The 16,029-nt window shown below is 39.3% G+C and carries 11 protein-coding genes; 1 reads left to right on the top strand and 10 read right to left on the bottom strand.

Features of this window, described 5'->3' with window-relative positions; translation table 11 throughout:
- Positions 1 to 254 precede the first annotated feature (254 nt).
- Positions 255 to 611 carry a response regulator gene (locus B2R82_RS11430; protein WP_286924975.1) on the bottom strand — a complete coding sequence of 119 codons (357 nt, stop codon included), beginning with the start codon at positions 609 to 611 and terminating at the stop codon, positions 255 to 257.
- Between the two features lie 156 nt (positions 612 to 767).
- Here B2R82_RS11430 and B2R82_RS11425 point away from each other — a divergent pair, with 156 nt between their 5' ends.
- Complete coding sequence (locus B2R82_RS11425; protein WP_286924973.1) at positions 768 to 1,298, top strand: DUF2529 family protein; 531 nt, start codon at positions 768 to 770, stop codon at positions 1,296 to 1,298.
- Positions 1,299 to 1,363: 65 nt separating this feature from the next.
- Here B2R82_RS11425 and B2R82_RS11420 read toward each other — a convergent pair whose 3' ends face one another.
- The 9 genes from B2R82_RS11420 to B2R82_RS11380 all read right to left on the bottom strand — a co-directional run bounded on the left by B2R82_RS11420 (position 1,364) and on the right by B2R82_RS11380 (position 15,788).
- Complete coding sequence (locus B2R82_RS11420) at positions 1,364 to 2,956, bottom strand: CTP synthase (protein WP_286924972.1); 1,593 nt, start codon at positions 2,954 to 2,956, stop codon at positions 1,364 to 1,366.
- Positions 2,957 to 3,604: 648 nt separating this feature from the next.
- A complete protein-coding gene (gene rpoE, locus B2R82_RS11415; RefSeq protein ID WP_286924971.1) occupies positions 3,605 to 4,147 on the bottom strand; it encodes a DNA-directed RNA polymerase subunit delta in 543 nt (180 codons plus the stop codon).
- A gap of 448 nt (positions 4,148 to 4,595) precedes the next feature.
- Complete coding sequence (icmF, locus tag B2R82_RS11410) at positions 4,596 to 7,844, bottom strand: fused isobutyryl-CoA mutase/GTPase IcmF (RefSeq protein ID WP_286925097.1); 3,249 nt, start codon at positions 7,842 to 7,844, stop codon at positions 4,596 to 4,598.
- A gap of 89 nt (positions 7,845 to 7,933) precedes the next feature.
- A complete protein-coding gene (locus B2R82_RS11405) occupies positions 7,934 to 8,569 on the bottom strand; it encodes a TetR/AcrR family transcriptional regulator (protein WP_054770255.1) in 636 nt (211 codons plus the stop codon).
- Positions 8,570 to 8,572: 3 nt separating this feature from the next.
- The gene (locus B2R82_RS11400) at positions 8,573 to 9,709 is read right to left on the bottom strand and encodes an acyl-CoA dehydrogenase (RefSeq protein WP_286924970.1); all 1,137 of its coding nucleotides are present in this window, start codon (positions 9,707 to 9,709) and stop codon (positions 8,573 to 8,575) included.
- Between the two features lie 383 nt (positions 9,710 to 10,092).
- Positions 10,093 to 11,229 (bottom strand): acyl-CoA dehydrogenase, encoded by a 1,137-nt coding sequence (locus B2R82_RS11395; RefSeq protein WP_286924969.1) that lies wholly within the window; start codon positions 11,227 to 11,229, stop codon positions 10,093 to 10,095.
- Positions 11,230 to 11,298: 69 nt separating this feature from the next.
- Positions 11,299 to 12,150, bottom strand: a complete 852-nt coding sequence (locus tag B2R82_RS11390) for a 3-hydroxybutyryl-CoA dehydrogenase (RefSeq protein ID WP_286925096.1) — start codon at positions 12,148 to 12,150, stop codon at positions 11,299 to 11,301.
- The gene (locus B2R82_RS11385; RefSeq protein WP_286924968.1) at positions 12,150 to 13,355 is read right to left on the bottom strand and encodes an acetyl-CoA C-acetyltransferase; all 1,206 of its coding nucleotides are present in this window, start codon (positions 13,353 to 13,355) and stop codon (positions 12,150 to 12,152) included. The genes B2R82_RS11390 and B2R82_RS11385 overlap by 1 nt, the downstream gene beginning before the upstream one ends.
- Before the next feature lie 198 nt (positions 13,356 to 13,553).
- The gene (locus B2R82_RS11380; protein WP_286924967.1) at positions 13,554 to 15,788 is read right to left on the bottom strand and encodes a (Fe-S)-binding protein; all 2,235 of its coding nucleotides are present in this window, start codon (positions 15,786 to 15,788) and stop codon (positions 13,554 to 13,556) included.
- Positions 15,789 to 16,029: the final 241 nt, after the last annotated feature.

Here is a 16,029-nt window from a genome sequence, read left to right as displayed (position 1 = left end):
GCGTCTCTTTTCTGCACGAAAGTGAAGCGACAGTGCCACCGCAGTGTAGTGCAACGCAACGAAGGCTTGCCCCTGAAAAGCAGGGGCTTTTATTTTCCACACGATGGTGAAGTCCAACGTAGCGACAGCATCTGTTTTCTACACGAAACGCAGTACAACAACAGATTGAAAATTAAATATTTTAGGAAGTAATGAGAATAAGAAACTCTAGAATATCACTACTAAAAACAGGCCGTGTTAACCACTGCCTGCTTCTAAGATTTTAATACTTTATTTACCTCATCGCGCACTTCAAAAATATCAAAAGGTTTTGTGAAATATCGAATAGCCCCTAAATCTAATGCTTCCTGAACGACATCCAGTTCGCCATAGGCAGTCATCATAAATACAGGCAGATGTGGCCATTTCTCTTTTAAGCACTTTAAAATTTCTATGCCGTCCATCCCTGGTATTTTCATATCTAATAGGACACAATCCATTTCCTCTTCAGCATATTTTAGTGCCTCCATGCCGTTAGCAGCCAAATATGTAACATAGCCTTCCTTTTTTAATACTTCATTCAAAAGCAAACGAATTCCTTGTTGATCATCGACAATTAGTAATCGTTTCACATTTCATTCCGCCCTTTTTGAGTTATTATTCTTGCACAAAAACTTCCCTTAGTATGTATTATTCTCCTTTATTATCTTAATACCTTCTAGTATTATAAATTATCTGCTTTTGATTTATAGTCCCTTCAAACATATAATATTGATTGAGGTGGGATTATGTCAAAAATACTAACAACACAACTAAGTGGATTATTACAAAGAATAATACAAAGTGAAGAGGATTCTATTGAAGAAACAGCGCGTTTACTAGCACAAGCAGGGATTGGAGAAGGTAATGTCTATTTCGCATGCTTTGGTGAAATGCAGGTAGTTGAACTAAATGCATGCCACGCTGTAGAACGTTTTACCAAGCTAGCACCTTGGACAAAGGAAACTGTGCTTACAGAGGCTGATCGGGTATGCATTTTTACCCGTAGTGCAGAAGATAAAGAAGCCATCGCTTTAGCACAGCAACTCAATGATCAATTTATTCCATTCGCAGCTGTTGCTTGTGAAGTAGCTGATTCTCAAAATTCACTGGCGGAATTAGCCTATACGTATATTTCAACACGCGTACGAGGTGGTTTATTACCAAATGATTTAGGTGAGCGTATCGTAATTCCACATGCTATTGCTGTCCTTTTTGTTTATGAAGCTGTCAAGATGGCTTATGATGAAATGCTTGGTATGAATGACGAAGAATTGTAAAGAAGCAATTATGAAATAGCTTTAAAAAAAGAGTTGCCTCAGCATGTGAGACAACTCTTTTTGCATTATTTAAATGTTGCACCGATAAAATCTCGGAACAATGATTGTGGACGATTTGGACGTGAAACAAATTCAGGATGGAATTGACAAGCTACGAAGAAATTATTATCCGGTAATTCAATTATTTCCACTAACTTACCATCAGGACTTGTACCTGAGAAGACAAGACCTGCCGCTTCCATAGCTTCACGATACTCATTGTTAAATTCATAGCGATGACGGTGACGTTCATAAACAAGTTCTTTCCCATATGCATTCTTTGCTTTTGAGCCATCCTTTAACTTACATGGATATAATCCTAAACGCAATGTACCACCAAGATCAACATTATCATTTTGATCTGGTAAGAAATCAATAATAGGATAATCTGTTTTTGCATCAAGCTCTGTAGAATGTGCACCCTTTAAGCCAAGAACGTTACGAGCAAATTCCACTGTCGCCAGTTGCATACCTAAGCATATACCTAAGAACGGAACATTATTTTCACGGGCATATTGTGTCGCTAAAATTTTACCTTCAACTCCACGGTCGCCGAAACCACCAGGCACTAAAATAGCGTCAGCACCTTTTAATAGTGTAGCAACATTGTCAGCATCTACATGCTCTGCATTAATCCAGTCAATTTCAATATCAGAATTAAATGCATAGCCTGCATGTTTTAATGCCTCTACAACAGAAATGTAAGCATCTTGTAGTTCTACATATTTACCTACTAATGCTACTTTTCGTTTATTTGGTAAGCTCTTCACTTTTGCTACAAGCTCGCGCCATTCTTCCATATCTGCTTCTGGTGCTTCAATGCCAAAATGGTCAAGTACGATATCATCAATATCTTGTGCATGTAGGTTTAATGGTACTTCATATAAATGCTCTGCATCGCGAGATTCGATAATTTCGTGTGGCTGAACATCACAGAATAAAGCTAATTTTTCTTTCATATCCTGTGGCACTTCTTGCTCTGTGCGTACAACGATAATATTTGGTTGAATACCTAAAGAACGTAATTCTTTTACAGAATGCTGAGTTGGTTTTGTTTTTAGCTCACCCGCAGCTTTAATATAAGGAATAAGCGTACAGTGAACATACATCACATTGTTATGACCTAAATTCGTTTTCATTTGGCGAATTGCTTCAAGGAATGGCAATGATTCAATATCCCCAACTGTTCCGCCTACTTCTGTAATAACTACGTCCGCATTTGTTTCGCGACCAGCTCGTTGAATACGATCTTTGATTTCATTTGTAATGTGAGGAATTACTTGTACTGTTCCACCGTTGTAATCACCGCGGCGTTCTTTTTGTAATACAGACTGATAAACACGCCCTGATGTTACTGTAGAATGTTTTCCTAGGTTAATATCTATGAAACGTTCGTAGTGACCTAAGTCTAAGTCAGCTTCTGCGCCATCATCTGTTACGAAAACCTCACCATGCTGATAAGGACTCATTGTACCAGGGTCAATATTGATATAAGGATCAAATTTTTGAATGGTTACTTCTAACCCACGATTTTTTAATAAACGACCTAAAGATGCCGCTACAATCCCTTTTCCAAGCGATGACACAACCCCGCCTGTTACAAAAATATACTTTGTCATGAAAAAATTCCTCCTTATGATGTTCTAAAAATTGCAAGTAAGAAAAGTGCATATACGCTATGTTAATAACTAAGTATCTTAGCGTAAATGTCTCGGTAAAGAAATACTTATACCTAAAAATAAGAAAAGCCGAGAATGTCTACAAAAAAGTGTAGTCGATTCGAAGCTTAATCGTTTCTATCTCTTTTCTACTTTCCTTTTAAAAATTGATTGCTAACGTTTATTCAGTCACCGATTACTATACATCATGAAGTATTTGGAACATTTATATTCATGTCAGTAGTAATTTGGGAGTGTTTAACTGAATCAATTTCGCCTTGGCGTAATTGCGTCCGGATTTTGAATTGTGCCCGCACAATTCATTCCTTTGAAAATCCNNACACCCACTGAAAAGGAACCAATACCGCATTTATCTCACCACCTGTAGAGGTGGGAGTCTTCTGTATCTGCCGCTATGCTTCCGATACCAAAATATTTGCTGAATGAAGATAAAGTTAACAACAAAAAAACGCCCCTCCTGCATAGGTTTGCAGGGGGAGCGTATTACATACACGGTCTTTCTCCTTTTTTAAGGAGCCCAAGTAAAAGATTAAACGTAACCGAGATAGAAGTCAAGAATTATTACCATGGGCATAAAAGATAGAAAAATTAAATTTCTTCCTCTTCTTCTTCGAATTCCTCATCGTCATCTTCTTCGATAAAGTCTTCATCGATTTCTTCATCAATGTCCTCTATGTCCTCATCGTCAAAATCAATGTCTTCTTTATCTTCTTCTTCCTCAACATCGTCTTCTTCAACAAATTCTTCATAATCTTCATCAAAGTCGATATCTTCTTCATCTAGATCCAGATCCTCATCCAAATCATCCTCGTCAAGGGCAGCTTTAGATTTTTTCTTATGCGTTTTCACAGAAGGAGCTGTCTCTTCCTCAATTTGCTCAACTTTAAACCATTCGCGTAAACCCCAACCTGTCTCTTGATTGTATAAGAAGCGACCATCTACATTCATATCTGTGTAAAATTGTAGTAGGCGTGCTTTGATTTCTTCATTACTATAGCCTACAAGCTCCTGAATGATTGTTAGTAAGTCATTAAAAGACACTGAGGCACGTTTTTCATTTAAAATTACATAAGCTAAGTTAATTAACGATTCTTCCGCTAATTGTTCCTTTGTCATTTCACGAAAATTCAATTCGTGCACTTCCTTTCTCTCATCACAATGGACGTTTTTATTGCTTTATTTTCGGAGCGCAGCAAAAAAAGACCGCACAAAAGTAACTTTCCATATCATAAGCATAATACCCATTATATACAAAGTTTTATCCTCTTTGCTAGCTTCAATTACTGTTTTTTATATCATGTATTTTTTTTATCCCAAGGTAAAATAAATATATAGATAGAATTAGTAAAGGAACAGCGCCAATTTGCTTATTATACAGGAAAATGACTCCCAACACTAAAGCTAAAATAATAATGAAGTGAAAAGCTGATTTCATCCTCTACTGCGCCTCCCCTTTTTTTACAGTTCTATTATAACGAAAATAAAAAGAAGTGCCTAATCCTAAGACTAGACACTTAAAACTACAGAAGCATTTTAAAGAATAAATGCTAATAAGTAAGAGGATATGCATATTTGCAAATTACATATTACGACGATATTGTCCCCCTACCTCATATAAAGCTTTCGTAATTTGTCCTAAACTTGCTACTTTTACTGTTTCCATTAGCTCTGCAAAAATATTACCGTTGTTAACAGCTACTTCCTGTAAGCGAGTAATAGCTGCTTCTGATTCACTTTCATGTTGCTTCCAGAATTCCTGTAAATTATGGATTTGCGTCTCTTTTTCTTCTGTGGACGCACGTGCAATCTCCATATTATCTATATCCGCATCGGAAGGTGGATTCGGATTCAAATATGTGTTGACACCGATAATCGGTAGCTCACCAGAATGTTTCAACATTTCATAGTACATGGATTCCTCTTGGATTTTACCACGTTGATATTGTGTTTCCATTGCGCCTAGCACGCCACCACGATCATTTATGCGATCAAATTCTTCCAGAACGGCTTCTTCTACAAGATCTGTTAACTCTTCCACGATAAATGCCCCTTGCAGTGGGTTTTCATTTTTCGCTAAACCATGCTCTTTTGTAATGATCATCTGAATAGCCATCGCTCGACGAACTGACTCTTCAGTAGGTGTTGTAATGGCTTCGTCATAGGCATTTGTATGCAATGAATTACAGTTATCCTGTAATGCCATAAGTGCCTGTAATGTTGTACGAATATCATTAAAATCAATCTCCTGTGCATGCAAGCTGCGTCCAGATGTTTGAATATGGTACTTTAATTTTTGTGCACGTTCATTAGCGTTGTACTTATCACGCATTACCACTGCCCAAATTCTACGAGCAACACGTCCAATAACCGTGTACTCTGGGTCAAGTCCATTCGAGAAGAAGAATGACAGATTTGGTGCAAAGTCATTAATATTCATACCGCGACTTAAATAATATTCTACATACGTAAAGCCATTCGCCAATGTAAAGGCCAATTGTGAAATTGGATTTGCACCAGCTTCAGCAATATGATAGCCAGAAATGGATACTGAGTAATAATTACGAACCTTATGGTCAATGAAGTATTGTTGAATATCTCCCATCATACGTAAGGCAAACTCTGTTGAAAAAATACATGTATTTTGCCCTTGATCTTCTTTTAAAATATCCGCTTGCACTGTTCCTCGCACAACCTGCAATGTTTTCTCTCGTGTCTCTGTAAATTCTTCAACTGTCAAAGGTCGACTAAGTTCTTTCTCACGTAGTTTCACTTGTTGATCAATAGCCGTATTCATAAACATTGCTAGAATAATTGGTGCTGGACCATTTATTGTCATGGATACTGATGTTGACGGAGCACATAAATCAAAGCCCGCATAAAGCTTCTTCATATCCTCTAACGTACATATAGAAACACCTGATTCCCCAACCTTTCCATAAATATCTGGTCGATAATCTGGATCTTCGCCATAGAGTGTTACCGAATCAAATGCTGTAGATAAACGTTTTGCATCATCATCCTTTGATAGATAATGGAATCGTTTGTTTGTTCGCTCTGGAGTTCCCTCACCAGCGAATTGTCGCTTTGGATCTTCCCCTTCACGTTTAAATTGGAATACACCTGCTGTATATGGGAATTCACCAGGTACATTTTCTTTATAAACCCAGCGTAGAATTTCACCATAGTCCTCAAATTTCGGTAAGGAAACCTTTGGAATTTTTGTTCCAGAAAGACTTGTTGTCTTTAAAATTGTGCGAATTTCCTTATCGCGAACCTTTGTGACAAATTCATCTCCTGAGTATGCTTCCTTTAGAGCCTGCCAATTATCTAAAATACGTTTGGATTCCGCTGTTAATTCATCTCTGACACCTTCTGCTAGAGAGGTAAGAGATGCGACAAGTGCATCATCAGGAGCCTTTTCTTTCACTGCAGCAATTGCACCCTCTAGTTGGAATAGTTGACGTGCAAATACTACCTGTTGCTCTGATTTTTTATGATAGCCACGCACGGTATCTGTAATTTCGCGCAAATAATAGCGACGGTCATTTGGAATAATGACATCCTGCTTTTGAGTTTTTGCAAATTGCTCATAACCTGTTTCCCAATTGTAGCCTGTCTTTTCATTAATAATGTTAACAAGTGCGGCAAATAAAGCATTCGTGCCTTTATCATTGAATTGGCTTGCAATCGTACCATAAACTGGCATTGCGTCTAGTGATTCATGCCAAAGCTCTCGAGAACGTTGATATTGCTTCTGTACCTGTCTAAGCGCATCCTCAGAGCCCTTACGTTCAAACTTATTGATAGCGATAACATCGGCAAAATCAATCATATCAATTTTTTCAAGCTGCGTTGGAGCACCAAACTCGCTGGTCATCACATACATGGATAGGTCCGTATATTTTGTAATTTCAGCATCCCCTTGACCAATACCACTTGTTTCTACAATGATTAAATCATAGCCTGCTACACGAACGACATCTAGCACATCTCCAATGGAAGCAGTAAGCTCTGTACGGGATCCACGAGTTGCTAAACTACGCATGTATACTCGATTATTAAAGATAGCATTCATCCGTATTCGGTCCCCTAGCAATGCACCACCTGTTTTTTGCTTAGTTGGATCGACTGAAAGTATTGCTACACGTTTATCTGGAAATTCCTTTAAGAATCGACGGATTAACTCATCTGTCAGAGACGATTTCCCAGCACCACCAGTACCAGTAATACCCAGAACAGGTGTCTCTTTCGTGCGCTTTCGAGCTTCTTCTATCATTTTTTTCGTTTCTTCATCGTCATTCGACTCCGCAGCAGTGATTAAATTCGCTAAAATCTCTGGTGTCTCTGTCGTTAACATATCTAGCTTTTCTAGATAGCTACCTGTTGCTGTAGGAAAATCAGTACCTTTAATTTGTTCATTGATCATCCCTTGCAAACCTAAAACACGTCCATCCTCTGGCGAAAAAATCCCTGCGATCCCATAAGCATGTAGCTCCTTAATTTCTCGTGGCAAAATAACACCACCACCACCACCATATATCTTTATATGTGGGGCACCTTTTTCACGCAGTAAATCATACATATATTTAAAGTATTCCATATGGCCGCCTTGATAAGATGAGATGGCTACGCCTTGCGCATCTTCTTGAATCGCAGCATTCACGACTTCTTCTACAGAGCGATTATGTCCTAAATGAATAACCTCGACCCCACTAGATTGTAAAATACGTCGCATAATGTTGACCGAAGCATCATGTCCATCAAATAGACTCGATGCTGTAACAAAACGTACGTGATTTTTTGGACGATATACTTCTACCTTTGTCATATGAAATCCCCACTTTCTCCCCTTAATCAATTGTAGTTCAAAAAAAGTCGGTAATTGCAATGTCGCTTTATGCAATTACCGACAACCCCTTAACAGAACCCCTTTATACCTGAAATAAACAATGTTATTTGCATGTCAATAAATTCATCAATCGAATGCTGACGATGTAGCGCCCATTTTCGGAACGCCCAGCTTTGCCCTGAGACAACTAAATTATTGGCTGCCAAATGGATTTGCTTATCAGTCATTGTAATTTCACCTGACTGCACACACCGCTTTAGCAGTCGTTCAAACGTGGCAACCATTTCAAACTCCTTACTAAATACATAGCGCTGCGCTTCTTTTGATAAAGATTTTGTTTCCTGATACATGATAGTCAGTTCATCAACCATGTGATCAATTTGCAAGAAATACTCTCGGATCATTTCTTTTAATTCTTCTATCGTCCCTGCTTTTATCTCATAACTTGAAAGTCGCTCCATTGCATGATGATAGATACTATCACATACTAGATAAAGGACATCCTCTTTAGTTCGGATATACTCATATAAAGTACCGATACTAAAGCCAGCAGCTTTTGCGATTTCTCTCGTCGTGGCACGATGAAAACCTTTTTCTTTAAATAATTTTATGGCTCCCTGTATCATTTGTTCCCGACGAATGGCGATGAGATTTTCATCTTTAACTGTTGACTGTACCTGGGGCCTTTTCTCTTTTTCTGTCATGTATTATCTTGTTAGCATACGAGAGATAACAAGACGTTGAATCTCTTGCGTACCTTCATAGATTTGTGTGATTTTAGCATCACGCATAAAGCGCTCAACTGGATAATCTTTTGTATAACCATAGCCGCCAAAAATTTGAACCGCCTCAGTCGTTACACTCATCGCCGTATCGCCAGCCATTAATTTCGCCATTGCAGATGCTTTACCATAGGGTAGACTACTCGACTCTAACCAAGCCGCCTGGTATGTAAGCAGTCGAGATGCTTCAATTTGTGTAGCCATATCTGCTAGTTTGAAAGAAACACCTTGATTGGCTGTAATCGGTTTACCAAATTGCACACGCTCTTTTGCATACTCTACCGCTGCATCCAGTGCTCCTTGTGCAATCCCTACAGCCTGAGCTGCAATACCGTTACGTCCACCATCAAGTGTTGTCATTGCAATTTTAAAACCTTCTCCCTCAGCCCCTAGCAAATTTTCTTTTGGAACTCGACAGTTATCAAAAATAATTTCAGTTGTAGGAGATGAACGAATCCCTAACTTTTTCTCCTTTTTACCTACTGAGAAACCTTCAAATCCGGCCTCTACGATAAAAGCGGATGTGCTATTTTTAGCCTCTGGATCTGTTACAGCAAATACAACATATGTATCTGCTACTCCACCATTTGTAATGAAAATTTTCGAGCCATTTAAAATATAATCATCACCATCACGTTTTGCGTAGGTTTTCATACCACCAGCATCTGAACCGGACCCTGGCTCTGTTAAACCATATGCCCCAATATGTTTACCTTCTGCCATTGGACGAAGATATTTTTGCTTTTGTTCCTCATTACCAAATTTATAAATCGGCCAGCCTGCCAGTGACGTATGAGCCGATAAAGTTACCCCTGTTGAAGCGCAGACACGGGATAATTCTTCTACAGCAATAACATACGCGAGATAATCAAAGCCTGCCCCACCATATTCCTCTGGCCATGGAATACCTGTTAAACCAAGCTCCGCCATTTTATCAAAAATTGCACGATCAAACTCTTCGTTCTCGTCACGCTCCGCTGCTGTTGGTGCCACTTCATTAATAGCAAAATCTCGAATCATTTCGCGTAATTGTTCATGCTCTTCTGTTAATTGAAAGTTCATTGTCCTTTTCCCCTTTTTAGTTAGACTCTGTTAATGCTAAACTATTTATTTCTAGGTGATTACGCTTCTTTGATGATTGCTCTTTTTATTTAGTGCATTCTATTATCGATTTTGAATCTCGGTGTGACATTAATTTATTGGGCTGAGCAGTTTCTCTGGATATACGAGCGATTCTATGACTCATCTGAGCAGTTTCCTTGGCTACCCGAGCAGTTCTACGACTCACCTGAGCAGTTTTCTTGGCTACCCGAGCAGTTCTTCACCCCACCTGAGCAGTTTCCCCGGCTACCCGAGCGATTCAACGACTCACCTGAGCAATTTCCCCGGCTACCCGAGTAGTTCTTCACCCCACCTGAGTAATATCAACTATGCAACATAGGATTTTATTTCAGTAAATGTTTACTAATAACTAACCGTTGAATTTCACTTGTGCCTTCATAGATTTCTGTTACCTTTGCATCGCGGAAATAACGCTCTACTGGATAATCTTCAGTGTAGCCATAGCCACCAAAAATTTGAACAGCCTCTATTGCGGTTTGGACAGCTGTGCGTGAGGCAAATAGTTTTGCCATGGACGCTTCTGCTCCACATGGTAAACCTTTTGCACGTAAATCAGCAGCTCGATAGACTAATAATTTAGCGGATTCAACAGCAGTGGCCATATCTGCCAGCTTAAAGCTAACTCCTTGCTGTGCAACAATCGGTTTACCAAATTGAATACGCTCTTTTGCATATGCTGTAGCTGCTTCAAGAGCTGCTTCTGCAATTCCTAACGCTTGTGCTGCAATCCCAATTCTTCCAACATCTAAGTTAGCCATTGCAATTTTAAAGCCTTCTCCCTCTTCCCCAAGAAGGTTTTTGGCTGGAATACGGCAATTATCGAATGTGAGCTGAACTGTACGTGAGCCATGTAAGCCCATTTTCTGTTCATCTTTACCGATAATTAAGCCTGGCGTTCCCTTCTCAACTATAAACGCAGAAATGCCGCGTGTTTTTTCAGCAGGGTTCGTTGATGCGAATACAATATACACATCAGCCTCTCCACCATTTGTTATAAACACTTTGGAGCCATTAATAACATATTCATCGCCATCTCGCACTGCCTTTGATTGTAACGAGCCAGCGTCTGAGCCAGCACTTGGTTCTGTTAAACAAAATGCTCCTAAATATTCACCTGCTGCAAGCTTTGGAACATAGCGTTTCTTTTGCTCTTCATTTCCAAAATAAATAATTGGATTGGTGCCTACTGAAGTATGAACAGATAAAATAACGCCCATTACAGCACTCACCTTCGATAGTTCGTTAATAGCAATTATGTACGATGTAAAATCCATCGCAGCCCCGCCTAACTCTTCGGGTGTTGTGATCCCCATCAATCCAAGTTCACCCATTTGTGCAAGAAGCTCACGTGGAAACTCTCCTGCTTCCATTCTCGCTATCCATGGTTCAATTTTTTCCTGTGCAAAATCTCGAACCATATCTCGCATCATCACTTGTTCATCTGTAAACTGTAAATGCATCTATATTGTCACCCCTCTAAGTTGTCCTGCAGCATTACATTTCCTTGAAATTGTCCCATCCCCATAGGATTATTCATAAACGTAAAAGCCTCTTCCTGATTTCTTTCCTAGCCAGCCAGCTGCCACATATTTTCGAAGCAGTGGACAAGGTCTATACTTACTATCACCTAAGCCCTCATGTAAAATCTCCATAATGTAGAGACATGTATCAAGACCAATAAAATCTGCCAGCGTTAATGGACCCATCGGATGATTCATACCAAGCTTCATTACATCGTCGATTGCTTCCTTTGTAGCTACACCCTCATACAATGCATAAATCGCTTCGTTAATCATAGGAAGTAAAATTCGATTTGAAATAAAACCAGGGAAATCATTTACCTCTACGGGTGTTTTGGATAATTTCACTGTCATGTCTTCTACTGCTTTATAGACTTCATCACTAGTTGCTAACCCTCGAATGATTTCCACTAGCTTCATAACAGGTACAGGATTCATAAAATGCATCCCAATTACTTGCTCTGGACGATTAGTAACTGCTGCAATTTCAGTAATAGGAAGTGAAGATGTATTTGTCGCTAAAATAGCATGTGCTGGTGCAATTTGATCAATTTGCTTAAAAATAGATTGCTTCACTTCCATATTTTCTACTGCAGCCTCAATGATAATATCTACATTACTAGCATCCTGTAAATCTAGAGACATCTTGATACGACTTAATATAGTCGCTTTTTCTTCCTCTGTTTTACGACCCTTTTCTACATCACGTGATAAATTTTTCGTAATAACCCCTAGACCACGTTCGAAAAACTCTTGCTTCATGTCATTCAACTTGACCTCATAGCCTGCCTGTGCGCAAACTTGTGCAATGCCAGAGCCCATTTGCCCTGCACCAATGACCATTACCTTTTGAATTCCCATCATTCATGTCCCCCTGTTTTTGGTACTTCAATCATAAGCGCATCGCCTTGCCCACCACCTGAACAAATTGCTGCAATTCCTATGCCACCACCACGGCGCTTTAATTCCTGCGCAAGTGTTAAAATAATACGTGCTCCAGATGCACCGATTGGATGCCCTAGCGCAACTGCTCCACCGTTCACATTGACCTTTTCAGCATCTAAATCGGCTAGCTGTTTGCTGACTAGTGCTACTGCGGCAAAGGCCTCATTGATTTCGAATAGATCAATGTCTGCTAGTGATTTCCCTGTCTTTTTCAGTAATTTGTTAATTACTAAGCCAGGTGTTTGCGGGAAATTCTCTGGCTCAATGGCAAGCTCTTCATGGCCGATAATTACTGCTAGTGGCTCCCTGCCTTCACGAGCTGCACGTTCCTCGTTCATGACTACTAGTGCACATGCACCATCATTTACTCCAGGTGCATTACCTGCTGTAATTGTTCCATCCTTATCAAAGGCTGGTTTAAGCTTCGCAAGTACCTCCATGGATGTACCCGCTCTTGGTGCCTCATCTGTATCAACTAGAAGCGGTTCTCCCTTACGTTGTGGAATTTCGACAGGCACGATTTCTTCAGCAAAGTAACCTTTTTCAATTGCTGACAGTGCTCGCTCATGACTGCGAACAGACCAAGCATCTTGCTCCTCACGGCTTAATGAAAACTCATTGGCTGTTGAATTACCGTAGCTCCCCATATGTGGTCTTGCCTTATCAAAAGCACATGTTAAGCCATCATATAACATGCCATCTACTATTGTAGAATCACCCATCCGTAAGCCTGTTCGACCATTTGGTAGATAGTACGGTGCATTGGACATTGATTCCATACCACCAGCGATAATCACTTCTTCGTCCCCTAAACGAATAAGCTGATCTGCTAATGTGACAGCACGCATTCCTGATGCACAAACTTTGTTAATCGTTTCTGTTTTTACAGCTTTCGGTAAATCTGCTTTAATTGCAGCCTGTCTAGAAGGAATTTGGCCCTGTCCCCCTTGTAATACGGAGCCTAAAATCACTTCATTCACATCATCTGGTAAAATATTGGCTTTCTCTATTGCCCCCCTTATGGCGATAGCACCTAAATCACTTGCACTTAATGCTGAAAGTGAACCTCCAAACTTCCCAAATGCCGTTCTTGCTCCTGCTAAAATAACAGCTCTATTCAAGTAAAACACCCCTTTTGTTTTACGTACTCTATGAATTATCAGAGCACCGTTGTTGACTGAACGCTCGCTCGATTTCACTCTATGAAAAATGGGAGTTTAAAGTCTCACTCCCATTTCCATTTAATCTTATTCTACAAAACAATTATTTATTGTGCAATTTATATTTTTCAGATAACTAAAATATTTCTACAATAGCTATCAATTTTCTGCGTTAATTTCTACATTCTTGTCTTGTTCGACATTGTCTACAGAAGCCACTACCTCTTCAAGCATCTCATCTACAGCTTCTTCAGCAGGGTTTTCAAGTGCTTTTCCTTTTTCACCAAACACAGATCGCTCTAATAGCTCTGCAACATCGAATGTTCCAATTGTATCCTCAACTTCTTTTGCCTTTGTACCATCCTCAAGCATCGTTAAGCAGTATGGACAGCCCGATGAAATAACTGATGCATTCGTTGCTAAAGCCTGCTCTGTACGTGCAACATTAATACGGTTACCAACATGTTCTTCCATCCACATTAAGCCACCGCCTGCACCACAGCACATAGCCGTTTCACGATTACGCTCCATTTCTACAAGTTTCACGCCTGGAATACCTCGCAGTATCTCACGTGGTGCATCATAAACATCGTTATAACGACCTAAGTAACAAGAATCATGGAATACAATTGTTTCATGAACTTCATAATTCAAGGCAAGTCGATTTTCATCAATTAGCTGATTCAACAGCTCTGTGTGGTGATAAACTTCACCCTTCCAGCCAAAGTCTTGATATTCATTTTTGAAGATATTGTAAGCATGAGGATCGATTGTTACAATTTTCTTCACATCGTTTTTCTCAAATTCGTCAATATTCGCTGTCGCAAGCTCTTGGAATAAAAATTCATTTCCTAAACGACGAGGTGTATCCCCTGAATTTTTCTCTTTATTTCCTAAAATCGCAAATTTCACGCCTGCCTCATTTAATAGGCGACAGAAGGCTAAGGCAATTTTTTGTGAGCGATTATCAAATGCGCCCATTGAGCCTACCCATAATAAATAGTCCATTTCCTCACCAGATTTTTTCAGCTCTTTGACTGTTGGAATATGGATTGTTGGATCAAGGTCACGCCAATTTTCTTTCTCTTTACGGTTTAAGCCCCAAGGATTTCCTTGACGCTCGATATTTGTCATCGCGCGTTGTGCATCTGGATTTACTTTTCCTTCTGTCATTGTTAAATAACGACGAAGGTCAATTATTTTATCGACATGCTCATTCATAACTGGACATTGATCTTCACAGTTACGACAAGTTGTACATGCCCAAATCTCTTCTTCCGTAATCACTTCACCGATTAAAGATGGACTATAGATATCCTCAATGACCGCACCCTCAGCACCAGCCGCCATTGCTAACTGATTCCCTTTTGTATTAGCAAAGAATTGATAAGGTACCCACGGCTTTTGCTTTGTTACCACTGCACCTGTAAATGTTAGATGGTCACGAAGCTTCACAATTAAATCCATCGGTGATAGCATTTTACCAGTTCCTGTTGCAGGACACATATTTGTACAGCGCCCACATTCTACACAGGAATATAAATCTAGCATTTGCTTTTGTGTAAAGTCTTGAATGCGTCCAACCCCAATGGATGGCATTTCATCTTCACTTTCAGCATTTTCTCCAGCTTCCTCTAATGCTTCAAAGTCGATTGGTGTTAGTGTTCCCACACGATCTAGACGATTCATATAAACATTAATTGGACTAACAATTAAGTGGAAGTGCTTAGATTGTGGTACATACACTAGGAATGTTAGTAAAATTAATAAGTGTGCCCACCACATTACATAGAATATAGCTGCGGCTGCAGTTGTTGGTAGGAAACTAAAAATAGCAGCAATGCTCGAAGCAACTGGCTCCGTATATGTTAATTCCTCACCATGCCAAATTAACCCCATACCATTAGCAATTAATGTTGATACCATTAAGCCACCAATGAAAATTAATACAAGACCGTTTTTCCAGCCTCTTTTTAAACGTACTAGCTTTTCTACATAGCGACGATAAAACGCCCAAACAACTGCTACTAAAATCATTAAGACCACAAGCTCTTGGAAGAAAGTAAAGAGTCCATAGAAAATGCCTAGTGGTAAATGTGATTCAGGCACTAATCCCTTCCAAATTAAATCAATGGCTCCTAGCTGCACCATTAAAAATCCATAGAAGAACATCACGTGAATTAACCCACTCTTTGGATCTTTCAGAAGTTTATTTTGGCCAAATACATTGACCATAATATAACGAATTCGTTCTTTTACACTTTCATCAAACTCAACCTTTTTCCCCAATTGCACAAACTTATAGCGTGTTTTTAACAGATAGAAGAACAATCCTACTGCATAAAGCACAACCACGACTGTTAAAACGATGTTTGCAATTAATAATGGACTCATGGTTGGTCCCCCCTTTAGTTTGTCGTAATTTTCTCTCTTTGTGGTAAATTTGCTAGCTCATACGTAAATGTACGTTATTACATCATTATATTCCTATTCTAATAAATGAGTGAGCATTCAGTCAACATAAAACGGAAATATTTCTGATAATTTTATATTCTTACATTTTCCAAGAAAAAAAGCCACCCTGAATTTTTTCAAAGTAGCCGTTTTTCTTTTTCTGTAAGCCCGAAATACAAAA

This window comes from Lysinibacillus sp. UBA6686 (assembly GCF_002455205.1).
Classification (GTDB): domain Bacteria; phylum Bacillota; class Bacilli; order Bacillales_A; family Planococcaceae; genus Lysinibacillus; species Lysinibacillus pakistanensis.
The sequence above is the reverse complement of the archived record's forward strand: the minus strand, read 5'-3'. Positions and strand labels throughout refer to the sequence as shown.